The sequence below is a fragment of the Chitinophaga niabensis genome, from assembly GCF_039545795.1.
GTDB classification, from domain to species: domain Bacteria; phylum Bacteroidota; class Bacteroidia; order Chitinophagales; family Chitinophagaceae; genus Chitinophaga; species Chitinophaga niabensis_B.
Map to the genome: position 1 here is coordinate 5,111,289 of NZ_CP154260.1, position 24,664 is coordinate 5,135,952.

Annotated in this window: 19 protein-coding genes; 7 read left to right on the forward strand and 12 right to left on the reverse strand. The window is 45.0% G+C overall.

Translation table 11 applies throughout. The features are described from left to right. Window positions 1-24: 24 nt before the first annotated feature. Window positions 25-2,151 carry a PQQ-binding-like beta-propeller repeat protein gene (locus AAHN97_RS20205; RefSeq protein WP_343303893.1) on the reverse strand — a complete coding sequence of 709 codons (2,127 nt, stop codon included), beginning with the start codon at window positions 2,149-2,151 and terminating at the stop codon, window positions 25-27. A gap of 44 nt (window positions 2,152-2,195) precedes the next feature. After that, window positions 2,196-2,585, reverse strand: a complete 390-nt coding sequence (gloA2, locus tag AAHN97_RS20210; RefSeq protein WP_343303894.1) for an SMU1112c/YaeR family gloxylase I-like metalloprotein — start codon at window positions 2,583-2,585, stop codon at window positions 2,196-2,198. A 53-nt stretch (window positions 2,586-2,638) separates the two neighbouring features. Between gloA2 and AAHN97_RS20215 the strand changes: the two genes are divergently transcribed. Further along, complete coding sequence (locus AAHN97_RS20215) at window positions 2,639-4,009, forward strand: Gfo/Idh/MocA family protein (RefSeq protein ID WP_343303895.1); 1,371 nt, start codon at window positions 2,639-2,641, stop codon at window positions 4,007-4,009. Here AAHN97_RS20215 and AAHN97_RS20220 read toward each other — a convergent pair. From AAHN97_RS20220 to AAHN97_RS20255, 8 genes are all read right to left on the reverse strand, one after another. Next, window positions 3,993-5,564: a solute:sodium symporter family transporter gene (locus AAHN97_RS20220; protein WP_343303896.1), complete on the reverse strand. Its 1,572-nt coding sequence runs from the start codon at window positions 5,562-5,564 to the stop codon at window positions 3,993-3,995. The genes AAHN97_RS20215 and AAHN97_RS20220 overlap by 17 nt on opposite strands. Window positions 5,565-5,581: 17 nt before the next feature. After that, window positions 5,582-7,519, reverse strand: a complete 1,938-nt coding sequence (locus tag AAHN97_RS20225; protein ID WP_343303897.1) for a hypothetical protein — start codon at window positions 7,517-7,519, stop codon at window positions 5,582-5,584. A gap of 10 nt (window positions 7,520-7,529) precedes the next feature. After that, window positions 7,530-8,540, reverse strand: a complete 1,011-nt coding sequence (locus tag AAHN97_RS20230) for a GntR family transcriptional regulator (RefSeq protein ID WP_343303898.1) — start codon at window positions 8,538-8,540, stop codon at window positions 7,530-7,532. A 10-nt stretch (window positions 8,541-8,550) separates the two neighbouring features. Next, window positions 8,551-9,972 (reverse strand): hypothetical protein, encoded by a 1,422-nt coding sequence (locus tag AAHN97_RS20235; protein WP_343303899.1) that lies wholly within the window; start codon window positions 9,970-9,972, stop codon window positions 8,551-8,553. A gap of 47 nt (window positions 9,973-10,019) precedes the next feature. Further along, window positions 10,020-11,660, reverse strand: coding sequence for a RagB/SusD family nutrient uptake outer membrane protein (locus tag AAHN97_RS20240; protein WP_343303900.1), 1,641 nt, complete (start codon window positions 11,658-11,660; stop codon window positions 10,020-10,022). Window positions 11,661-11,677: 17 nt separating this feature from the next. After that, the gene (locus AAHN97_RS20245) at window positions 11,678-14,785 is read right to left on the reverse strand and encodes a SusC/RagA family TonB-linked outer membrane protein (protein ID WP_343303901.1); all 3,108 of its coding nucleotides are present in this window, start codon (window positions 14,783-14,785) and stop codon (window positions 11,678-11,680) included. Between the two features lie 44 nt (window positions 14,786-14,829). After that, window positions 14,830-14,979: a hypothetical protein gene (locus AAHN97_RS20250; protein ID WP_343303903.1), complete on the reverse strand. Its 150-nt coding sequence runs from the start codon at window positions 14,977-14,979 to the stop codon at window positions 14,830-14,832. Between the two features lie 65 nt (window positions 14,980-15,044). Further along, window positions 15,045-16,793, reverse strand: coding sequence for a helix-turn-helix transcriptional regulator (locus AAHN97_RS20255; protein WP_343303904.1), 1,749 nt, complete (start codon window positions 16,791-16,793; stop codon window positions 15,045-15,047). A 181-nt stretch (window positions 16,794-16,974) separates the two neighbouring features. Between AAHN97_RS20255 and AAHN97_RS20260 the strand changes: the two genes are divergently transcribed. Genes AAHN97_RS20260 through AAHN97_RS20280 form a run of 5 tightly spaced genes read left to right on the forward strand, consistent with a single transcriptional unit; the run spans window position 16,975 to window position 20,199 of the window. Continuing rightward, window positions 16,975-17,454, forward strand: a complete 480-nt coding sequence (locus AAHN97_RS20260) for a hypothetical protein (protein WP_343303905.1) — start codon at window positions 16,975-16,977, stop codon at window positions 17,452-17,454. After that, entirely contained in the window at window positions 17,455-17,937 is a 483-nt protein-coding gene (locus tag AAHN97_RS20265; RefSeq protein ID WP_343303906.1) for a hypothetical protein, read from the forward strand. A 6-nt stretch (window positions 17,938-17,943) separates the two neighbouring features. Next, entirely contained in the window at window positions 17,944-18,450 is a 507-nt protein-coding gene (locus AAHN97_RS20270; protein ID WP_343303907.1) for a hypothetical protein, read from the forward strand. A gap of 1 nt (window position 18,451) precedes the next feature. Continuing rightward, complete coding sequence (locus AAHN97_RS20275; RefSeq protein ID WP_343303908.1) at window positions 18,452-19,423, forward strand: hypothetical protein; 972 nt, start codon at window positions 18,452-18,454, stop codon at window positions 19,421-19,423. Then, window positions 19,420-20,199 carry a hypothetical protein gene (locus AAHN97_RS20280; RefSeq protein ID WP_343303909.1) on the forward strand — a complete coding sequence of 260 codons (780 nt, stop codon included), beginning with the start codon at window positions 19,420-19,422 and terminating at the stop codon, window positions 20,197-20,199. Before AAHN97_RS20275 ends, AAHN97_RS20280 begins: the two co-directional genes overlap by 4 nt. A gap of 11 nt (window positions 20,200-20,210) precedes the next feature. Here the strand turns inward: AAHN97_RS20280 and AAHN97_RS20285 are convergent, their stop codons facing one another. Continuing rightward, the gene (locus tag AAHN97_RS20285) at window positions 20,211-20,990 is read right to left on the reverse strand and encodes an NIPSNAP family protein (protein ID WP_343303910.1); all 780 of its coding nucleotides are present in this window, start codon (window positions 20,988-20,990) and stop codon (window positions 20,211-20,213) included. Window positions 20,991-21,559: 569 nt separating this feature from the next. Between AAHN97_RS20285 and AAHN97_RS20290 the strand changes: the two genes are divergently transcribed. After that, window positions 21,560-22,747 (forward strand): metallophosphoesterase, encoded by a 1,188-nt coding sequence (locus AAHN97_RS20290; RefSeq protein WP_343303911.1) that lies wholly within the window; start codon window positions 21,560-21,562, stop codon window positions 22,745-22,747. A gap of 60 nt (window positions 22,748-22,807) precedes the next feature. On the opposite strand, the gene AAHN97_RS20295 is transcribed toward AAHN97_RS20290, so the two are convergent. Then, window positions 22,808-24,658: a RagB/SusD family nutrient uptake outer membrane protein gene (locus tag AAHN97_RS20295; RefSeq protein WP_343303912.1), complete on the reverse strand. Its 1,851-nt coding sequence runs from the start codon at window positions 24,656-24,658 to the stop codon at window positions 22,808-22,810. Window positions 24,659-24,664 lie beyond the last annotated feature (6 nt).

The window sequence follows — 24,664 nt, forward strand, 5'->3', positions numbered from 1 at the left end:
TGGTTGGTATTGTAATGTACGATATTATTTTAAAGCAAACGCTACATAACTATCCCCCGATGGCGTATCTAATTTCCCCCCTCCACAGGCTATCACTACATACTGTTTGCCATTCACCATATAAATAGCCGGTGTTGCAAACCCAGCTGCCGGCAATGTTGTTTCCCATAATAACTGTCCCGTTCTCTTATTGAATGCACGCATCTTTCCATCCTTGGTAGCCGCAATGAATAGCAAACCTCCTGCCGTAACCACAGGCGCGCCATAATTCTCCGTTCCCGTTTTAATCCCTCTGCCCTTAAATGCAGGATCTTCTCCCAAAGTATCCCTCCACACGTATTTACCGGTATTGAGATCAATAGCACTCAATGTTCCCCAGGGAGGGCTGATAGCAGGATGGCCTTCTTTACTGAGGAATTTATTATACCCCGTCATAGCATAAGGAAGGTTCCGGAAACTATCCACCGGCTGTTGTGGCCCTTTGTAAGCAAGGGTTTGCATAGGTTTAAGATCAAGAATAAAAGCGGCGATGGCTTGTTTCTCTTCTTCCTGTAAACGCTTAAAACCCGGCATCATACGGCGGCCGGTATTAACCAGTTGTATGAACTGCTCTGTATTGTATTTGGACTGAACATTCAGCAACGCAGGATAATTGCCACCGCCTTCTCTTTCAGGGCCATGGCAACTCATACAATGATTACGGTAAAGTCTTTTCCCGGCCTGCAGGTTCGTTTCCTTTGCAACCGGTTTTTCGCGCAGGTCTACGATCTCTACTACCCAGGGCATTTCATTCGCATTCACGTATAGGATGCCCGTTTCCGGATCAACTGCCGGACCACCCCATTCCGCACCACCATCTAATCCTGGAAAAACAACTGTCCCCTGTTTGGAAGGTGGTTCATACATGTGATCCTTCTTATAATGTGTCCAGCGTTCCTTTACATCTTTGAAAGATGAATCAGGTAACAGGAAATTGAGATCAGACTCCTTCATCAATTGACGCGTGAATGGTGCAGGTGATACAGGATAAGGCTGTGTAGGCCATAATTTCTCTCCCGTTAATTCACTCTTTGTTGGCACCGCCCGTTCTTCTATGGGGAAAAGCGGCGTACCATTTACTCTGTCAAAAAGCAGTACGTAACCAGACTTGGTGATCTGTGCCGCCGCATCCACCTTTTTACCATTATGCGTTACTGTAACCAATACCGGTGGTGCCGGCAGATCACGGTCCCATACATCATGATGAATGTGCTGGAAATGCCAGATGCGTTTCCCCGTATTGGCATCTAATGCCAGCAGGCTATTGGCAAACAGGTTAGCTCCCTGCCGCATGCCACCATAAAAATCAAAGGATACAGAACCCGTAGGGGCAAAGAGGATCCCTCTTTCTTCATCCAGGCTGAACCCTGACCAGGAATTAGCGCCACCTAAGTGTTTATATACTTCCGGATTATCCCATTTATCATATTCTTCTTCACCCGGCCGAGGGATGGTATGAAAGATCCAGCGTAGTTTTCCTGTATGTACATCATAACTGCGGATATGCCCCGGCGCTGCATCACTGCGTTCAGACACACGGGAACCAATGATGATCTGATCCTTGTAGATCATACCGGGTGAAGTAGTGATCACGTACATATCTTTTGCAGCTTCTCCCAGATCGTTGTGCAGGTCTATCCTCCCGCTGTCACCAAAAGTAATGGCTGATCTTCCGCTCAAAGCATCCACGGCATACAAATGAGGGCCGGCAGTATAAAAGAGCCGTTTATCCTTTTCATCTTCCCAGTAAGTAAGGCCGCGCAGGTTATTGAGGTTCTTTTCTTTCTTTCCCGCTGCCCATGGATCGAATACCCATTTTTGTTGTCCGGTAGCGGCATCCAGTGCTGCCAGTTTCAGTTGTGGAGAGATAACGTACAACACATCGTTCACCATAATGGGATTACATTGGATCTGTGAGTGATTCGCGGTATCCACATCTCCGGTATGGTATTCCCATGCTATCGTCAACTGCTGTACGTTGGAAGTATCAATCTGTTTGAGAGAAGAATATTTTAACCCGGCTTTGGTTCCGTTATAGGTGTTCCAATGCTCATAAGTGTCGTTCTTACAGGAAAAGAACAGGATGATAAACAGGAAAGGAATAATTCTCATAACGTAGACGCGGATGTTATGAGAATAAATATAATCGCTTTTTTTTAACGCTCATAGAGTTCCAGCGGCAAACCATCCGGATCCGCAAAGAAAGTGAACCGCTTCCCGGTTAATTCATCCACCCTGATGGGTTCTGTGATCACCTGCTTATCCAGTAAGGCTTTCACAGCCGCCTCCACATCATCCACCTCAAAAGCAAGATGCCGCAAACCCTGGGCCTCAGGCCGGGAAGGCCGTTCCGGTGGATCGGGGAAAGAAAACAGCTCTATGATATAAGTACCGCCCAGGGCAAGGTCCAGCTTCCAGGACTGGCGTGCGGCACGGAAAGTTTCCTGTACGATCTCAAATCCCAAAACCTCCGTATAGAAACGTTTGGACCGCTCATAATCGGAACAGATAATAGCAATATGATGTACTTTATTCAATGTAAGCATACCACAAAACTAATAATATTGTATCTTAAAGAGCGTTTATCAAATATTCCACTATGCAACCCTTCCACATCAACAGACGTCATTTCCTGAAAGGAGCTACGGCATCCCTGCTGCTCTCCACATTCGGCGCAAAAGCACTTGATCTTATGGATCCCACCAAAACCTACCGTGCAGCACTGATCGGTGCGGGCTGGTATGGCAAAAGCGACCTGTTCAGGCTGATCCAGGTATCACCTGTGAATGTTGTAGCGCTTTGTGATGTTGACAAGAACATGCTGGCAGGTGCAGCGGACATGGTGAGCAAAAGACAAAAATCCGGTGCCAGACCCAAGCTCTATACAGATTACCGGAAAATGCTGGCGGAAAATAAACTGGACATTGTGCTGATCGGCACACCAGATCATTGGCATGCCCTCAATATGATCGATGCTGTGAAAGCCGGCGCGCATGTATACGTGCAAAAGCCCATCAGTGTAGATGTACTGGAAGGTGAAGCCATGTTATCCGCCGCCCGTAAGTACAACCGTGTGGTGCAGGTAGGTACACAACGTAAAAGCACTCCGCACCTTATCGATGCAAAAAAGAACATTGTAGATGCCGGCCTGCTCGGTAAAATATCCCATGTGGAAATGTGCTGTTATTATCACATGCGCAATAATGGCAATCCACCGGTACAGGCTGTGCCTGATTTCTTTGACTATGAAATGTGGACAGGCCCTGCGCCCATGCGTCCTTATGATGGCCTCCCCCATCAACGCTGGTGGCGTACTTTTACTGAATATGGCAATGGCATTATGGGAGATATGTGTGTGCATATGCTCGATACCGTACGCTGGATGCTGCAACTGGGCTGGCCTAAACGCATCAGTTCTACCGGCGGCATTTATGTACAGAAAGAAGGCAAATCCAATATCGCGGATACCCAAACTGCCATTTTTGAATACGACAATCTGAATTGCGTATGGCAGCACAGAACCTGGGGTACACCAGCTGATCCCAAGTATCCATGGGCATTTACCTTATATGGTGAAAAGGGCACACTGAAAGCCAGCACCATGTCCTACGATTTTATTCCACAGGGAAAAGGCGAATCCATTCATAAAGATGTGGTATACGAAAAAGAGAAATATCCTGAAGATGTAACCGAACCGGCTATTGAATTGAACGCAGCACCTGCTACCCGTTTGCATATGCTGGATTTCATTAAGGCAATTGAAACAGGCGGCCGGCCGGTAGCAGATATTGAAGAAGGGCATATTTCCACTGCCAGCTGCATCCTCGCCAACCTTTCCATGAAAACAGGCAGACCACTGGTATATGATCCGGAGAAACGCATCATTGTGGGAGATCGGGAAGCTACGGGATTATTACTGCGCCCCTACAGAAAACCATGGGAACATCCGGGCGCTAACTTAAGATCGTAAACAATACATACACCGCTATCACTGCCATCACCAACAGTGCGGAATAAATGTGCCGTCCTTTCCAGGGCTCCACATTCACCACATTGCTCATTTCCCGTACATAGGGCACCTTCATAGGATACATCCTTCCTATGATCAGCATCAGTATGCAGGTAATAATAAATAACATAGCCAGTATATGTAAGAAATGTATACCCGTATCAAATATCACCTGAGTGGCGCCATAGGCAACAATAAAAAAAGCAAGCCCAATTTTAGCTGCAATGGGCGGCACTTTACGGGTGAGGAAACCCACGAGTATAATAGTAAAAATAGGCACACTGAATAATCCCCCAACTGTTTGCAGGTAATTATAAAAGCCGCCTTTTGCAAAGATGATAAATGGTGCAATGCACATAGCCAGCAAACAGATAGCGATCTCAAACCGTTTTGCAATATGCAGTAATTGCTTTTCGCTTTTCTGTCCGGCTTTGTACACATTAAGGATGAAAAGTGTACTGGCACTATTAAGTCCTGCATTAAATGTAGTAAAGGTGGCACCAAATAAAATAGCCGCCATATAACCCACAAAAAGCGATGGCGACACATCACTTACCATCCTTGGAAATACTTCTGCCGTATTCTGCATACTGGTATACATATGCACAGCAATAAGCCCCGGGATATTAATGAGCAACGGAGAAAGCACCTTTCCAAAAGCTGCCAGTGCAATACCTTTCTGGCAAACCGCCAGGTTGCGGGAACCCAGTACCTGCTGCACAGTATATTGCTCCGTACCCCAGTAGTAGAGGTTTACCAGCAACATACCCGTGAAGATCGTAGAGAAAGGAACAGCATCTCCGGCAGCGCCGATCACTTTCATGTGTTCTGTTTTGGAAGATAAGATCACGGCTAAACCTTCTGAGATATTACCATTCCCCAGGTAACGCAATCCAAACCAGGGTAACAATATACCGCCTGTGAACATAGCAGCACCTAGCAGTACATCTGAAATAGCAATGGCCTTTAAACCTCCCAGGATACAATACAATCCGCCGATGCTACCCATTATCCATACCAGCACCCAGATGCTGGTCCAGTAATCAATGCCATAGTGATCAGAGAAATGGAACAGGCCATTAAATGCTACAGCACCACCGTATAATACAGAAGGTAATAAATTCACGATATAGTTAACAAGGAATATGAGGGAGACTATTTTTTTGGTGTTGCTGTCATATCTTTTCTCAAGATAGTCCGGCGTGGTGGCAATACCTGTACGCAGGTAAATAGGCATAATGAATTCCGAAACAACCAGCATCGCTATAACGGATGTCATCCCCCAGGCTATTACGCTCATGTTATTGGTGTACACCAATTCATTCTCCCCAACAAAAAGCACTGTATTAATATTAGCAAACAACAGGCTGCTTCCTACCGTGATGAATCCCAGGTTGCGGTTAGCCAGGAAAAAGCCGGTAATGGTATTCGCCTTTTCCCGCCTCGTTTTATACCAGGAAATAACGCCGATTGAAACCGTTATCAGTAGGAAGGTCAGGAATATTGTTGCATTCATACAACAGGGAAGTTAATTCAAAAAGTCAAATTAACCGGGCTATGGCCATCCCAATTAATGCTTTTTATCATTTTACCTTCCGACACAACATTGATCTTATGCCTGCTCACTTCAATATCAAAGTTCCTGTTGAAAGCCCTGATATTCCGCAGCTTCATACTGTTCCATTCTTTCGGCAAACGCGGGCAGATGGTAAATTGAGAAAAGCCCAGGGGATCAAAGCCAAACAGCCCTTCCGTTATAACCCTGCAATAAAGCCCGCTTTCTGCAGAGAGGTGCCGCTGATCTCCTTCAGGCCATGCTTCTATGGCATAGGGTACATGGTTACCCAGCAGGCGCTGTGAAGAATAATATTTAAGATAGGGAAGCGTAGTATCTACTACCCCTGCCCGCAGCATGCCACGAAAAGCATACAAGGTAGACCTGTCCCAGAAAGTGGCAGAACCAGCTTCTGTGAGGATCCCGTTCTTTGTCCAAAGCCTTGGAGAAAGCAAGGCATGAACAGTTCCCTCTTTGCGGTCAAAAATATCCATCACCAGTGGTATGCAGATCCAGGAACGTAATACCTTATTATCTTCATAATAACGGTAAGTTTTATATCCTTCCACCGTAGCACCGAAATAGCTCTCAATATCCTTTCTTAACTGTGAGGCTTCCTGTTGCAGCCTGCTCACATCCTGCCGTAAACCAAGAGATGCAGCCAGCCTGGATGCATATACAAATGCCCCATAGGCCAGCACATTGGTGGACAGGTTGATACGGCCCGCTTTAAATCTGCCTTCCAGTTCATCAGAATCCGAGGTGATCACCCCTTCCTTTGTTTTATGGCGGCGCAGGTATTCATTACACCAGGAGATCAATGGCCAGAGGCGTTTTGCATTAACCGTATCAGCTGAATATAAAGCAAAGAGAGAAGCGCCATAAGCGATCATCGCCTGATCTCCCCTGTCTCCTGCGCCATTCCAGAAATCAGCACCTTCTGCAACAATGGAACTGGGAATAGGTTTGTAGTCATCATTCATATACCGGGCAAAGAGCCGGAAACTATTCCTGGCAGATTCATTTCCTTCTGCATTTCCCAGGAAGGGGAAAAAAGGGTTCACATATTCCGCCTGATCGTTGGCCCAGATAGCAGCATAGTATTCACCACCACCGGGAGCATGCATCAGGCCCTGTTTTGTATCGAAAATACTTTCTGCCGCGCGTATTTTGGCAAAGCTGAACATCCTGTTAATGGTATCATTAGGGGTTTCCAGCACAAGGGATTCTCCCAGCTGCGTTACCAGCGCTTTCCGCTTTTCAAATTCATAATCTGCTGAAATAAAACCGGCTGCAGATATTACAACAGCAAACGTCCATTTTTCTCCCGGTTGTAATACAAGATCGCCTCCATTATACACCCGGTAGTTTATGGTATAAGCCCCATCAACACCAGTTGCAGCATCCGTTACAATGTTCTTATCCTGCATAGGAATGTTTAGGGATAGTGGTTTTTTCCCTGTATTGGATAAAGTATATTTTTCTATGTATGCAGCTTTTTCTGTTGAAGGAAACATTTGTCTTTTGATGAACAGGTCACTCTTCGTGGTGCTTTCAGATTGCAGGTATCCTTTAATATAAAAGGACTGCGGTATCTCCCGTACATAAACGCCATTTACCTTTACAGAATCCATGATATGCTGATTAAAGGTCCGGATCAGGCTTCCTCTTGTATCATTGGGGATAGTACGAAGCATTGGAAAAACAAGTTTCTGTTTCAGCAGTAAACCGCCTGCACTGTCCTTTCCATAATAGATAATAGCCGAAATCTTCTTTCCACTCATTTCTATATGGTCAGCATGGATATCATTCTTTTTTACCTTCCATATAATTCCGCCATCCGGCTGCATTTGCCATTTCAATTGGGCACACAAAGGGGATGAGGCTAATAATAGCCACGCAAGTACATATCTCATCTGGATCTTTTTAAAGTGTTTTTCTCTTTGCCAGTGCTGTGGGGATGATCTGTTGGATCTTTTCCCTGTTAATAACGGCCTGGCCGGCCATTTTGCCCATCAGGGCAAAGTCTGTGGAATACGTAGTGATCCCTACGAACTCCTTTGCAGGCTCATCGTTATGGGATAACAGGCCTACATCTTTACCGGGTTTAAATTTCTTTTTTTCGCACTCCCGCAGTATTTCCCACATGGCAAAGTTGTCCAGGGTAAAGTATACCTTCCCTTTTTCTACCATGCCCGGGGTGAACTCATTTACAATGCTGCCTTTCATCTTAAAGTCCTTCAGGAATTTTTTGAAGGCAGAAACGATCTCCTTGGGGTCCAGCGATTCCGGGGAATGCAGGAAGATCATTTCATCAAATTGTTTGATCTCTTTTGCCAGTTGTTTAAATGCGTTGTAGGACGATTGTTTGAACTCCTGGGTGATGTAATTGAACTCTCCTTCCAATGGTTCATACCTGTCAAACATCAGGAACTTGTTGCGGGGAATGGTATCCAGCAACTCCTTTGACCTCGGGTGAGGGATAGGTGCAACCACATACATCCCATATTTACTCCTGATCTGTAACAGTATCGTTTCGAAGATCTCTATATTACCGTGATGAAAGAAAATATTCAGCTCCACACCCTTACCCAGCTGATGCCTGAAATTCCTGTAGAACTGCTCTTCAAAAGTATCGAGGTTGTACATCAGCAGTGCTACCTTCATCACCTGCTCTGTATTCCCATGCGCTACAAAATATCCAAGCCGGTACTTTGATTCAATGATCCCTCTGCTTACAAGCTCCTGGTACCCTTTCACAATCGTTTCCCGTGAAAACTTCAACTCCCTGATCAGTGTGTTCACGGAAGGGAGCGGATCATCCATCTGCAACACCTTTTCATTGATGGCATTAATGATCCCCTGCACCAGGCGGTCCCGCTTAGAGTAAGCTGCTACTTCTTCCAGTTCTCTTATTTTTTCAAATACATTTCGCATCCATGATATTTTAGTCGACAGTTACTGTCATCGCCTTTCCCGGCTGCAGCTTCACATCTGCATAAGAGATAAAATTACCCCGTTTATCCAATTCCTGCAATGCTTTTATCTTCCTGTTCCCTGTTTTAACAAAAGCGTGCCGCCCGGAGAATTTCGCCCGCCATACAATAGCAGTATTTCCCTGGTATTGCAGCGTAGTTCCTTTCCTATATTCAGTTACAGTAATATGCCCTGAAAGTACCGGAATGTTTTCCGCAGAGAGCGTATCCTCCTGCTTCCCGTTGAACAGGGTGCTTATCCTGTTATACCGTGCATCGGCATCAACTCCCATCAAACCCTGGATGATCCCTTCCACTACACCAAAAGACACCTCCGGATATTCCCTTCTCTTTGTACCAGGATCAGCCAGATGAAGTATATACCGCAATGCCTGATCGTAATAACCATACCTGCTCAGCACTACCGGAAAATAAGACAGATTCTCCACATTCCAGTCATTCGATACCAGATGCTCTATTGTTCTCCTGGCGCGGGTACTATCTTTCAGTGCATCAAACCAAAGCAGGAAGGTTTCACCCTCTCCTTTTCCAAAGGCCCCGTCATTGGTAACATGCGTCTGATATTGCTGTGCCTGGGCATCCCACCAGGTATTTTCTATATGGCGGCGATACTGCTCAGCCTTAAGCCGGTATCCTGCAGCTTTAGCACGTTGCCCACCGGTTTCCAGTATAGCGGCATATGTTTCCAATCCTCTGTACAAAGCTGCGATCAGATCAACACCCATTTTCAGATGCGGCACACCTTCTGAATAAGAAGGCAGTCCCCGGCAACGATGAAAAGCATCGTTTTCATTGAAAGGAATGGGTGTATTCGGATAAGCTGGTCTTACCAGCAGCGAATCTGCCTGTAAGATCCAGGTGCTGATATATTCATCAACAGATCTGTCATGAAAGTTGCGAAAGACTGGATCATTGATAAAAAGCTTATTCCCCGTCCACAGATACATCCGCCAGTTGGCATTCATGATATCAAAATTCGCATTCAGGTTATACCAGAACTCTTTATCGTTCCGGTAATCTTCAGGGGCAGGCAGACCATGTTTGTTCATTTCCCAATAGGAACACCAGTCTTTTCCTTTCGAAATATTTTTAGCAAACAGCGTTAGCATATTCCGGTTCTCTGCAGCCAGCCCCAGTATTTCCCCACCAATACATTGATGAGCCACATCCCGCATGCAGAACGCAGACCTTGGTGGCAAGGCTGATTCATACCAGGGGCCAACAGGATCATCCTTGTGCCCCTTGTAAGATAAAGCTGTTTGCTGCGCCCAGCTGAAAGCGGCTTCCAGTTTAGCATTGGAAGAATGAAATACAATCTGTTGTGCATTTCCCTTTAAACAAATCAGTAACAATAATAAGGACCTGATAAACATGGAAAAGTATTTCTTATAAGCAGGGCCATTCAGCCCTGCTTATTGTATTAATTATAACTTGGATTCTGTGTGATGCCCGGGTTCTTCTGTATTTCTGTACGTGGTATCGGGTAGAAATAAAAGCTGGGTACCCATGTTCTTTCTTCCACCGTGATCTGCTGATAAGTAAAGGTGCCATTTGGCTGTTTGGTGATCACCACACCTTTAGCATCTTCCGAACCCACTTCAGCAATACCCCATCTTCTGATATCAAAATAACGATGCCCTTCAAAGCAAAGTTCAATTCTCCGCTCATGTTTTATCCTGTCCATCAATCCCGCATCAGGAGCAGTTACAGCAGGCAATCCTGCTTTCAGTTGTCTCAGATCATTCAGATAAGTGCGGGCTTCTCCGTATTGCCCCAATGCAGCACAAGCTTCCGCATAGTTAAGATACATTTCTGACAAACGGAACACTACCCATTGCGTTGCTGCAAAATCCTGCTTTTTCCAGTCTACCGCTTCATCCACCATTTTCCGCATGCAATACCGTGTTTTAGATGCATTCCAGGGAGAATAGGGGCTTTGCGGAGAATCGTCTCCACCTTCATAGAACTGCGTAAGCCTTCCTTTAAACTGTTGGTTGTTGGCCAGTATATCCGCATAGAAACGGGACTCCCTGTTAGCATAAGGATTTTGTGCATGGGTTGGATTATTCCAGCTAAAGGCGGTACCATCTGCCATTTCAAACTCATCTACCATTTGCTGGATCACATTGTATGCACTGTAGCCATCGTATCCATTAGGACTAAGGTCCCTGCTCACCGTATTATACCTATCTGCCTTCACCAGGCCACTGTACACCCTTCCAAAGATCACTTCAGTATTGAAGAAATCAAGGAAGGTCTTATTATAAGTACCAGTGCCGGCGTTACCATACAAGCTAAACATTTTGCCATTGTAATCAATCACCGCTTTAGCGGCATCCCTTGCATCACGCCATAATTGCTGATCATTGGTTTTGTTGAAATAAGGACTTGCCGCATACAACAGCAAACGGGATTTCAGTGCGAGGGCAGCCCCTGCGGTAGCCCTGCCCTTATTCATATCGCTACTTTGAGATGCAGGCAACAGTTGCACTGCCTGTGCTATGTCTGCCAGGATAAAATCTTTTGTTTCCTGCCAGGTAGCTCTTTTTTCCGTAAAGGTTTTATCTGTCACATCATAGACCTTGGTGATCAGCAGTACACCTCCAAAACGTTTCAGCAATTCAAAGTAAGCCATTGCCCGGAGGAAGTATACTTCTCCTTTCATACGGCGGATAAGACTTTCATTCCCTACAGAATCAACTTTGTTAATGTTTAGGAAGAAGGTATTGCAATAACGGATCGCGGTGTACAAGCTATTCCAGTTGTTCAGCGAACCACTGGTCTGATTATCCGGCGTAGCTTCTCCCCGCACATATACATTCTCATTGGTCCAGTTAAAATTTCCATATAGCTCATCTGTTTGCGCTGCCCATCCATAGCCGGCATCCTTATATGCCAGCACAGCCCTGTCGTAGATGCCATTCACGAAAACTTCCGTAAGTTTGGGATCACCCCATACATCATCTTCAGAATAAGCATTTTTCGGCTTAAGGTCCAGTGTGTCGTTACATGCGCTGAGCAACATGGCTACGGCAAACATGTACATATATAATGTTTTCATTTTTCTATTTGTTATCGTTAGAAACTGAGATTCGCACCGATGTTAACGATCCGCTGTTGCGGATAATAGTAGCCATTATCGTTTGGTATTTCAGGATCATAAGATGGCCCGAACTTATCGATAGAGAACAGGTTGTTTCCGTTCACATAGATCCTGGCGCCCTGTATCTTTGCTCTGCCCAGCCAGGAAGATGGCAGGTTATAACCGATCTCCACATTCTTCAATCGTACAAAGGCAGCATTGCGTAACCAGAAGTCGGAAGCCATTGTATTTACACCGAATGTTCTGCCGGTGGGCCCGCTGAAATTGCGGGGATAAGTATTATCACCTTCTTTCTGCCAGCGGTCCGTGAAAAATTCCCTGGCCAGGTTAAGTCCTGCCGGTGCGAGATAAGATTTGGCCCTTGCCTGCCCCTGGAAGAAAACAGAAACATCAATATTTTTCCAGGTACAATTGAATGCAGTACCAAAGATGATCTCAGGTGTTCTCACCAATGGCATCCTTACCATATCCAGTCCATTGATCTGTTTATCATTGTTGAGGTCCTTGTAACGGATATCGCCGGGAGCAGTTCCTGCAGGATGCGGGCTGTTATCTATTTCCCGTTGGTTCTGGTAAATACCATCTGATTGATAAAGGAACCAGGCATCGATCGGGAGGTTTGTTTTTTGCTGGTAGGAAGGAATATTTTTCGCTTCATCCATATAGATCACTTTGTTCCGTGCGAACGTCATGTTCCCTCTTACAGCATAAGAGAAGTCTTTTCCTGTTCTGTTATTGTAAGATGCTTCCAGCTCAATCCCCCTGTTCAGCACACGGCCCAGGTTCTCTAATGGTAAGGTAAGGCCTGTATAACCGGGAACAGATTCACTGCGTGCAATCAGGATGCCCGTGCGCATAGACCGGAAGTAATCAAGGCTCAGGCCGATCTTCCCATTCAGGAATTGAGATTCTATTGCCAGATCTGTAGTGTTGGCCACCTCCCAGGTGATGTCCCTGTTGGGTGTAGGCCCGAGGTTCAGCGAACTTACCTGTGATGCATTGGGGCCCAGTGAATAACCGAAGCCTGTACCAAACAGGTACGTTTGAATATAGTTGAAAGCACTCACAGCATCGTTACCGGTTTTACCCCAGGATGCTCTCAGCTTAAGATCACTGACGAAAGATGAGCGGAAGAAAGATTCCTGTGAAATACGCCATGCAGCAGACACACCGGGAAAGAAACCATAACGTTTACCTTCGGGGAAATTCTGCGATCCATCATAACGCATATTGTAATCCAGGAGATACTTATTCCTGAAATTATAGGATATACGGCTGATGTAATTGATACGGCCTGATTCTGCTGCGGAGGAATTATTCTGCTGCCCGATGAGGCTGCCCGCAAACAACTCATCCAGGGAATTGCTGAGGAAGTTAGACCTGTAAGCGGTAATGTTATCAGCCTGGCCCTGGAACCTTTCAAAGGCAACAAAAGCATCCAGTGCATGATCATTAAACTTCCTGCTGTAATTCATCCGCAGGTTCAGGAGTTTCTGCCGTACAGAACCCCTTAATTCATTGAGATTGGGGGTGATGGAGGATACTATCCTTGTATAGTCTTTCGTGGAAGGATTATACCTGTATGCAGGTGGTGGTGTTTGTACAAATTGTTTTGTTCTGTTCAGTGTAAGATCGTAAGCATAATAACCATCCAGGGAAAGCCCGTCTGTAATTTTGGAAAGGTCCCAGTTGAAAGAAGCTTTTGTTTGCAGGTAATCATTGGTAAAACGCTGGTAACCGGCATCTCCGTTTGTGATATAGATCATGCTGTTATCAGGCCCGCCACCGATGCCCGGCCCTACATTCCCATTAGGGTATTTCGGCACCAGGTAAGGATAAGCCAGCCACAATTCCCTGAATATACCACCAGCATCGTAACCTGGCTTGGCTGCATTGCGGAACTCATTACGGTATAATACATCTATCCCTACTTTCAAACTGTTTGTTACGGTTACATCTATGTTAGCCCTTGCCTGCGCCTGTTTATAATAAGCGGCGCTTTGTTTGTAAATACCATCCTGATGCTGGTACTGACCGGAGAGATAATACTTTACTTTCTCCGTACCACCGCTGAGCGAAACAACATGATTCTGCTGCATGGCCCATGTTTTCATAATGGCATTCCACCAATTACTGTTAGGATGGCCGAGGGGATCGGAGCCATCTTTGAACAGCTGAATATCTGCATCCGGCCAGGTTTTCTGCTGCCCGCGCAATACATCATACTCGTTTGTAGCCACAGCATATTCATAAGAATTCAACATCTTCGGTACCCTTGTAGGTTGTGTGAAACCCCAGTTGGTGCTAAAAGATAATACAGGCGTACCGGAGCGCCCCCTTCTTGTGGTAACGAGGATAACACCATTTGCAGAACGGGCACCGTAAATAGCCGCTGTGGCATCTTTAATAACAGAGATCGATTCAATATCTGCAGGGTTGAGCCTGGCAAAACCACCAGACCTGTCTGGAACACCATCTATTACAACCAGTGCGCCGGTGCTTCCCAATGTAGCTTTACCACGTACAAAGATCTCCGCATTATCATTCCCCGGCTCACCGCTCCTGGTATTTGCTATCAGGCCGGGAACCTGGCCAGCAAGGGAATTAGTGATATTTACGGCGGGGGATTTTTGCAGTTCTTTACCGGTAACAGCAGAAACTGCTCCTGTAAGATTTGTTTTTTTCCTGGCACCATAACCGATCACCACTATTTCATTCAACTCTTTGTTTTCATTCTGAAGGGTAATATCTATGCTGCTCCTTTCGCCAACAGGAATTTCTGTGGCAGTGAAGCCTGTTGCAGAGATCACCAATATGGCATTGTTGCCGGAAACCCTGATAGAGTAATTTCCATTGTTATCAGAGATGGCACCTGTTTTACTGTTCTTTTCCATAATGGTGGCGCCTGGAATGAACTCACCATTATCATTCTTTATTTTTCCGCTGATCACGCGGGCATTGTTCTGTGCAGAGGATAAAACAGCACTGCACAGTAAAAGGAATAGGAGGATAAACGCCTTAAGCGGGTATTCCGTCTGGAAGGCAAAGGCAATAGGATGCCCATTATGCTTTGTTCTTTTCATAACAGCATTTGTTTGGTTTGTGGAAAGTATGAGCCGTGGAAGCGTTAATAGTAAATGGTTAAGGCATCTAGGTTACCTTTTTCATAACGGTGTTTTGGAAAGTGAATAATAGTCTTCTGGAATTTACCTGGTTGATATGCCCACTGGTCTGTTCTGGTCTGGTCTGACAGTATAAAGATAAGCAGGTTTTTCATATTTCAAAACTTTTGTTCTGAAAATAAAAGGGGGAAGGGGTAGTTGTGGTTGCAGGATTGTATACTTAAGCGCCAAGCCCCTGGAGGAAACTATTCAGGTCTTCTTCCTTATCCAGGCCTAGCTTCTGCTTGATACGGTAGCGGCTCATTCTTACGCTTTTGGCTTCAATATTCATCAGATGGGCAATCTGGCGGGTATCCATTTTGAGGTATAGGTAGGCGCAAAGCTTGAGGTCAAGCAGGGTGAGTTTTCGTTGTGCCTTTTCATTGATCAGGTAGAAAAAGTCCGGGTGCACTTGTTGGATCTGCAATTTTGCATGTTCAAAATTGCTGTCGAGTATCATTTCTTCTTTAAGGATCTTTTGCATATTCACCTTATCTCCTTCCGCGAGTTTATCCTTTATATTCAATAAGGTCTGATTCTTATGTTCCAGCTGCAACACATTCGCCATCACCTCTTTCTTCAATTGCTGCTGCTGTGTTTCCAGGAGTTGCTGTTCTGCCTTCAGCCTGGCCTGCTCTTCTTTCTCCAGTTTTACTTTTAGTTGCAGCTGCCTTTCCCGCTGCAGCGCATAACGCATTCTGAAACGGTTGGCACGGTACATAATTATCAAACCTAATACCGCAACCAGTGCAATGGCCCCATATAAATAGCTCTGCAACCTGCGGTTCCGCTCCTGTTCTTTCAGTATCTGTACCTCGTTATTCTTCTTTTCCGTTTCATACTGAATTTCCAGCTTTTGGGCATTCAGTGCCTGCTTCTGGTTGAAGTTCTTGTTATTGTATTCCGTTACTTCCTTCTGAAATTCCAGGGCCTTTTTCTGATCTCCCTGCTGTTCGTAAAATATGGACAGCGCCTGTACCACATTAATGAGTGTATAATAATAAGGAGGTTGCTGGGATTTAATTACACTATAAGCCTCCAGCAGATAACTTTCCGTCTGCGCTTTATTTCCTGCCTTGCCCGCATATTCACTTAAGATACCTAAACTGCTCGCCACTACTTCTTCTGTATTCGGTAAATCTTTTAAGACGGCCCGGGCCGTGCTGGCGTAATGAATACCTTCCGTTGTTGTTTCCGGAAAATACCTGAGGTAACAATTGGCCAGGTTAATACAGGCAATGGCATAAGTAAACTTAGCCACCTGCCCGGGGTATTGCTGATACAGCGCTTCCACCCTGTTCAGATAGAACAGGGTACTATCCAGTTGCGACCGGCTTTTGGTACTATTATAATTATACTCATGTGCTACGGACAATGCCATATAGCAATTGCTCATGAGATTATAATCTTTTGTACGCAGCGCATTTTCTGTGGCTTTCCGGGCATAGGTATTCACCCGGGCTTCATTGTTCCAGTCGGAATAAACCACATACAACCGGTAATAGATCTTGGCAGCGATGTAAGGATCATCTACCTGCTCCAACTCCTTCAGCCCCTTATTGCAGAATCTCACTACATCCTCCCCGTTGTCCAGCATCTTGTACAATAACACCTGGGAATAATATCCATAAGCCATGGCACCAGGATTTTTGGCCAATTGTGCTAAGAGCAGGGCAGAATCACTGACCTGTTTCAGGTTCGTCAGCTGTTGGCTATTGATCTTAATGTCTGTAAGGAGGGTGTAAGCCTTTGTGGCATCCGTATAGTTACCATGTTGCAATGCAAGGGCAGCACTTTGTCTTGCCCTGGCTTCCGCTTCCTTATAATTCTTATTGATCCGGAATACTTCTGCCTGCTGGTACAATTCCGCTGTTTGCGCGATACTGCCAAAGGGCATCAGCATAACTATTATATATAGGCAGTATTTCATGCCGTCAAAATTACAATAAATCGCTAAGATTCAGATACGGGCGTTTATACATTTTATTGATAATCAATGCTTATAGCTGAGTTGTAGACGTATTGTAGATGCCCTTTTTCCAAGAGGTAGATGACCTGTAGGATACCGGGATTTGGAAACAGGCCGGGGTTTGATGGAGATTTGTAACACTATGACCCGGTACAATTATTTCATACAAGAAGGAAGCAAATTCCACCTGAAGAGCAAATTCTCTACAGCTTTGCTCCGTTCGCTCATCTGCCTGGGGATAGCCGCAGGTTTATACTTTCTCCTTCCGCCAGAGAAAAAGATCGGTGCTATCGGAGCCGGGTTCTTTATCCTATTTGGCCTGATCAACCTGCTGCGATCCACCAAAAAGCTCACGATCGACACGGCGGCCCAAACCATTGTGCACAAAAATAATGTTTTGAGCCCCGAGGTCACCTACCGCTTTGATGAGTTCGTGCAGTTCTATGTGCTCACCAGCAGCTACCTCTTTAAAGCCATTACGATGGACAGCACCGCCTTCCTCATCTTCGACCAGAATGGAAGGGAAAAAAGAGTGCCGGTGGTTGTGGGACTTTTCAGTGCCCGTCCGGCACAAAATGCCGTAAATGAGCTCAGTGAGATTATGGGAATTGAATTAGCCTGAATGAACAAGTACCAGTTAAAAATAACGCCTTACGAATTAAGCATCCGGCCCTATTTCGCCTACATGCCTAAGATCAGGCTGTTTGTGATCCTGTTCGTGCTGGTATTTAGTTCGCTGATATTTTTCCATAACCTGTTGGATGCGGATATCGTAAGGATAGTTATTGCTACGGGCGTAATCCTGCTATTCTACATCATTTATGATTACCTCTTCCATGTGAACGTGCGGTTCCTGTTCGACAAAAGCACCCGTTCCATATACAGGGTCAACCTTTTCAAAAAGAGATTAATGGCTTTCGATGAAATGACCATTCTTACTAATTCAGAATACGGCGACATCACCTATATAATGGGCCGGAAGAAGAATCAGTTCGTAAAGAACTATACGATCAGCGCTGCATTTGGCACCAGTAAAAAACATCAGGCCCGGGAAAAGGAGTACATCGAACAAATACTAAACCCTATTCTGGAATTCGTAAAATAATAACTTATGAGAAAAATTTTGATCCTGCTACTTCTTCTGACTGCCTGCAAACTCCCTGCATCGCCAGAAAAGTACTTTGATGCGGCAGCACTCAATGCTAATTCGGTTTCCCACTTCGGCAGCGACTATTTTATTACGGCACTTGGGTATAGCAAAAGGGGCAGCAGCCAATTTAATTATGAAGAACAGATAAAATATGCGATCCTGCGGGTAGAGGGTAATCTGGAAAATGTGAACAAGCTTCTGCCCACTAAAGATACCAAAGCCATGCTGGATGCTTCTAAAGATCTCTTCCAGTTCACGCTGGATAGCTATCGTAATGATCATTTACCTATCGCCAAAATGATAGATCGAAAAGCACCGGAAGAAGAGGTCGCCAAAGCCATGGAAGCTCTCGATAAGAAATCATACGAGACATTCCTTGTGAAGTATGATAAGCTCTACAATATCGGAACCCAATATGCCAGGGATCATGATATCAAATTAGTGGAAACGCCAAAATTCAACCGGTAACATGACGCGCACCTGGGGTATATTCTGGAGTCTTTACATGCTTTTCTTTGCGGTTCCCTTTCCGATGCTCCTGTATTATAACATCAAAAGTGAATCCACCGATATTGATTACTCAAGTCCCTGGATGGCACTTGGTATCCTGTTGGCATCATTAATACTATGGGGAATGCTGTTGTGGGGATATTTTCACAAATGGATATTGTCCAATTTCATTGCGAAGCGAAATTTTGAGCGGTTAAAAGAAAATGGTATTCCCCGCACTGCTGTGATCTTATCTGCGGAGAGCGATCCTAAAGATCCGGATACCTTTGAACTCACATTATCTTTTAAGAACCTGGTGAATACCGAGATCACTCAAAAAACAAGTATAAATGATGGAAAACCCGAGGAACACCGCTTTGAGGTTGGTAAGAAAATAGATATCCTGATCGATAAGGATATGGCTTCCTATCCCTATTTCATGTTTGCTACTTCCGAAGCGGGGATCAGGAAAATGATAATGACGTGGACCGTGCTTGGCTGGCTGGCGCTCACAGCTCTCATCATCGGCTATTATGTATTTTCATATGAATTGGAAAGTAACGGGATGGGGTGGCGCTTTATCGGCTTCTATCATCCATTGTTTGTTTGCCCTATTGTAATGCTGGGTTACAGGTTGTTCGGTAAGTTCATTTCTGTTTTCTCGGGTAATGTGGATGAATCAATGATCATTAAGTTCAAAGGTATTCGCACAAGTGCCAAATTGCTAAGTGCCAGTCAAACCGGAACATATATCAATGAACAGCCAATGGTGCGTTTTGAATTGGAATTTATGGATGAACATTACAAGAAGCATAAAGCCAGTATAAAGAAACTGGTTGACCTTCTTGATCTGAATGTTACGCGGCAGGAGGCAATAGAGATCTTCTACCTTAAGGAAAATCCTCAGCAGATTGCATTTGCCCGCGATCTGGATGAAATAAGTTATGCATGATGAAACGATTTCTTTTCGCTTGTTGTTTGTTGTTGTCCTGTAAGCAGGTGGTAAAAACTGTTGAGGAAACATTTCATCCTGTTGCGGAGCCGGTTAAAAAGCCGGTTGATACCCCTTCGTCCTCTTCGACCTCCTGGTCCAGTGATACAAGTTTTTCCATTACTATTAAAACAGAAGCGATCACACAGCATATAGAGAAAAGGAAAGATTCCAGTTTTTCTGTTACGATAGAAACAGATGCTGTTCTTCCTTCAACAATTCAACGGCGTATAGATTCTACTTTATCCGTCACTACTAAACCACGTTCTTCCTCCTCTTTGGGAGAATCCCATTTGCTTAAAGCAGAAAAGGCACTAAGAAGCCTGCCACAATATGCGGGTAAAGAGATCTTCATTTACTCCTCTGTTCATTTTTACGGTGATGGCAGTATCCGCACCATGCTGCAACACCCGGAGAACCCTGAATACATTGATAACTATGTCTATCAAAACGGAGTTTGGTCTGCTCCCAGACCCGAACAGGTATCCATAAAAGACCGTATTGCCAGCAGGCTGGTTTCACTTGACAAGATCCATTTCTCCACTGCAGCCAAAGTTGCTTCGACCTATAATGAGAAAGCTGCCGGGATCGAAGGCGCGAAGCCATTGACGAGTGTTTACATCTCCATCTGGGATAACCGGGTACGCTGGTATCCGGGGACCATCAATGGCAGCAGGGAAAAATGGTCTATAGAATTTGATGTAGATGGCGGGCTGAGGAGGTTTGAGCGGGAGTGATCAAATAAATTTCACACCTGCGAATAGGATGTCGGCACCAAAAAAGTATTCCTGATAATAGAAATAGTATTTGCATACTGAGGGTCCGACACTAATTTTTTCCACGCAGGGTCAGCTACGAAAACAGACCATCCTTTGTTGCGTTCTTCCATGCTGGGGCATGTGATCATATAAGTGAGCCGGGGTTGCTTGTCGCCAGCGATCACTTCACCAAAGAATACGGGATTCAATTTCGCCCTGGTAAAAATGGGATACTCTCCATCATTAAACATTTTAATTTTTCTTCTTACAGCATCTTCACTATAGCCCTCATAGGTCCTTAATTCAAATACGCGGGATCCAGCAGACGGGACAACTATTGCAGGCCAGCCGTCAAAAGCAATCATCAAAGAAGAAGCAAAGCGGTTATATACCGGCTTATCGGCTGGAATGCTGTTGTATGCGGCGCTATTTTTAATATAATCTGCATCCGCCTTTACTTTGGCGTTTATCAAAATATAGTTGTCAAGAGAAGAATAAGGTACCAGTAAATAAATTTTAGCTGGTTCCGATGGACTCCATTCCTTGAAGACACCAACTGTTTTTACACCATATTTATTCAACGCAGGAATAAGTGCTGTCTTAAAATAATTCTCCAATTGCATATGGTCCGAACCAAAGCGCATTTCATATTCACGCCATTCGTATATTTCTTTTTGTGGGGGCTGCTTATCTCCAGCCATTGCAGGACTGAGGGTTATCATACCTGCAGTGACAGTAAGTGAAGATTGAAGGAATTTTCTGCGTTGCATATAGATGTGTTTAACTAATAACCAAGTTAAACAATTTAAAATAAAACATTAATTTACATGCGAACCTGGCCCACTTTTTTCAATCTGGTCTCATTTTATTCAATTATATCTAATTCATACCAATTTATAACGTAAAAGATATCCTTATGAAAAATATTATTTTGTCCGGGGCTTTAATAGGATTGATTTTAGTTATCACAGGCATGTTCGCCAAGGTTAATCATTGGAATAATGCAAGCACTTTACTGAACTTCGGAATTTTGGGCTTTGTATTACTCCTGGTTTGCGGTGCAATATTGATCGTACAATTCATTATGGGTACAAAGCGATAAAGTATATTTTTATCATAAATAGCCTTCCGGGTGCTACATACTGCCCGGAAGCCTTTTTACATTTATAGAGATATTTTGTTCATTGCGGCTAGGGGAGCCATTTCGAATCCGGTAAAAACGTTACGATCTGAATAGTAACGCGTTATATAGTGGTTTTTAGGGTAAAATACCCCAAAATCGTTCGATCATAAAATATTCCCGCCTGCTGTTCGTCATCTATATAAACGTATTCGTTATATGGCAAGACGGCTTTTACTAATGTTGTTTATCTTTGTGGTGAGCGATATTTATTTCTATCAGGCGATCTCTACCCTCACAGGGAATCCGCTGGTCCATTTAGGTTATTGGTTGATTGACATTACATTGTTTGCAGGGATCCTGTTTATCATATTTGCCCGCAGAACGGGCAATAATGCACAACGTTTTATTGCAATACTGATATCAGCCATGTTGCTGATGTTCATTCCCAAAGTATTTTCTTCACTGGTTTTGCTGGCGGAAGATATCGTGCGGGTGTTTGAAGGGTTTCCTCCGAGAAGTATTTATGTAAGTGAAGCAGCGGCTGTACTCGCCGGGATATTTTTCCTGATCATCCTGTTTGGTTTAACACGCGGCAGGCACTTTTATAAAATAAAAAGAGAAACCTTGTACTTCCCCGACCTGCCCGAAGCATTTGACGGCTTCACGATCACACAGTTATCCGATGTGCATTCCGGTAGTCTCAGTGATGTTAAAGGTGTACAAAAAGGCCTTGACATGGCAGATGCGCAAAACAGTGATCTGCTGTTATTCACAGGCGATCTTGTGAACAACATGGCTTCGGAAATGATGCCCTGGATACCTTTGTTTGCAAAGCTTAAAGCGCCCTATGGTAAATACTCGGTTTTAGGGAATCATGATTATGGGGACTATATCAGATGGGAAAGTGCTACAGCCAAGGATGCCAATCTTAATCACCTGAAAGAGATCCATGCTGAAATTGGCTTCAGACTGTTACTGAACGAATCGGTAACCATCAGCAAACAGGGACAGAGCATTGCGCTTATTGGTGTAGAGAACTGGGGGAAAGGCGGCTTTCACAAATACGGTGATCTGAAAAGAGCAACTGCTGAAGTACCGGATAATGCTTTTAAAATATTAATGTCGCATGATCCTTCACATTGGGATGAAGTGACGGTAGACCATGATCAGCATGTTCATCTTACACTGGCCGGGCATACGCATGGGATGCAGTTTGGCATTGAACTTTTCGGGTTTAAATGGAGCCCTGTAAAGTACGTCTACAAACAGTGGGCAGGATTATATCAACAGGATGGAAAGTACCTGTATGTGAACAGGGGCTTCGGTTATCACGGATTAAAAGGAAGGGTGGGTATATGGCCTGAGATCACTGTGCTTACGCTAAAGCGGGGGAATCCCGGATAGTCAGAAGTCAAAAAAGGCTGCCAGCGTTCCGGCAGCCTTTTGGATATAAAAGAATAGTTATTACCAGTTCGGGCTCTGTATCAAGGTGGGGGCATTGGCCAGCTCACTTTGCATCAACGGCCAGAAATAGTTCTTCGAAGTAAAGATCCTGTCTTCCAACTTAAACCGCTCCATCCTGTATTTAATTCCACCAATTACAATAGCACCGGCGGGGTCTTCAACAGGACGCATGCCATGCGCCAGGCGCTGCGTTCTTGGATAAGGCCATACTGCTGCGGGATTAGGAGCTCCTTCATAGCTGTTTTGCTGTGCCAGCTCTGCCGGAGAATCCGGTTCCAGGTTCCAGCGGGCATAGAAGTAGCGCTTGTTTTCATAGAAAAGTTCAACCCGCCTCTCACGCTGAATGTATTTGTGCATTGCTTCTTCATCCAATCCGGGAGGCACAGGCGCCATAAATGAGCGGGCGCGCAGGGTGTTCAACATGTCATACACTTCTGCACCCGGACCACTGAACCGGTTCATTGCCTCAGCATAGATCAGCATCATTTCCGGCAGGCGGATAACAGGAAAGTGTAAAGGCCAGCTGCCGCTGCGTTTCCAATCTTCATGATAGAACTTGCGCAGGTAGTAGCCTGTGAAGGTTGCATTACTGGCCCCTATCTTATCTGCACCGCTGGCTGTATTGATCACCTTGTTCTGGTAAGTACAGCCATGATACATAATATCAGAATAAAAACGGGGATCGCGTTTAGCATATGGATCGTTCACGTTCCAGCCTTTGGCTGCAGCCTGCGGATCGTAAGTAGCATACCCGTAACCATCATTTCCTACAAATTCATATTCATCCACCTGTTCCTGGATCGGTTGCAAACGGGCGCCACCACCATAAGAGGGTGGAATATAGTCACCTTGCCATGATTCTGCCTTGTTATTCGAAATGTAAAATACCCACTCATTGATAATAGCCTGCTGATCGATATAGATCTGCTTTATTCTCGCATATACCTTGTTGTTGCTTTCCGGCTGCCAGTCAGTCCCTTTCCCTGCATATAAACTGTAACGTGGTGTTGAACCATTTTTCAGGTCTAACACCGCTTTTGCAGCATCAGCGGCCAGTTTCCATTTACTCTTGTCGTAAGCAGCATATTGGGTACGGCCAGCACGGGTATCGCTGCCGGGCAATTTTCCTCCATTGTACATAGGGCTTGCGTTCATATAAAGGACAATCGCTTTTAAAGCCATCGCAGCACCTTTGTCCGCCCGTCCGAATTCACCATCATCATGCCGTACAGGTAACTCAGCAATGGCAAAGTCGAGGTCTTTGACGATCTTCGTCACAAATTCAGGCCATGGCTGGCGGGCGAATTGCTCGCCACCAGAGGCACTGGCCACATAATCCATATAAACAATGTCACCATAGAAGCGGGCTGCCAGCCAGTGAAAATATGCACGCAGAAAAGTTGCTTCGGCTACACGATTCTTCAGATCGCCTTCGCGAAGCGGGTTGTCCGGAGAATTATATTTTTTCACCCCTTCCAGGAATACATTCGCTTTGCGGATGGAGTTATAATAATCCGGCCAGTAAATACCATTGGCTTTGGAAGGCATCCCGATGGATGGCCCAAAACTTCCGAAGTTGAACAGGTCAGGAGTACCTGTTTCTACCTTGGTTCCTTTACATTCATCGGTTATACCGGCAATGGAGAAATCCTGCAGGGTAACAATCCCTCTGTCCCGGTCCCGCATGTCACGATACAATTTGTTCGCTTCACCGTTTACGCGGTCCCAGTTAGTGAATACCTGTTGTTCGTTGAGTTTGCTATCAGGTTGCCTGTCGAGGAATTTTTCGCAGGAGCTGGCGCTGATCATTGCGCTGATTGCTATTAAGAGGGTATATTTTCTTTGTTTCATGATTGC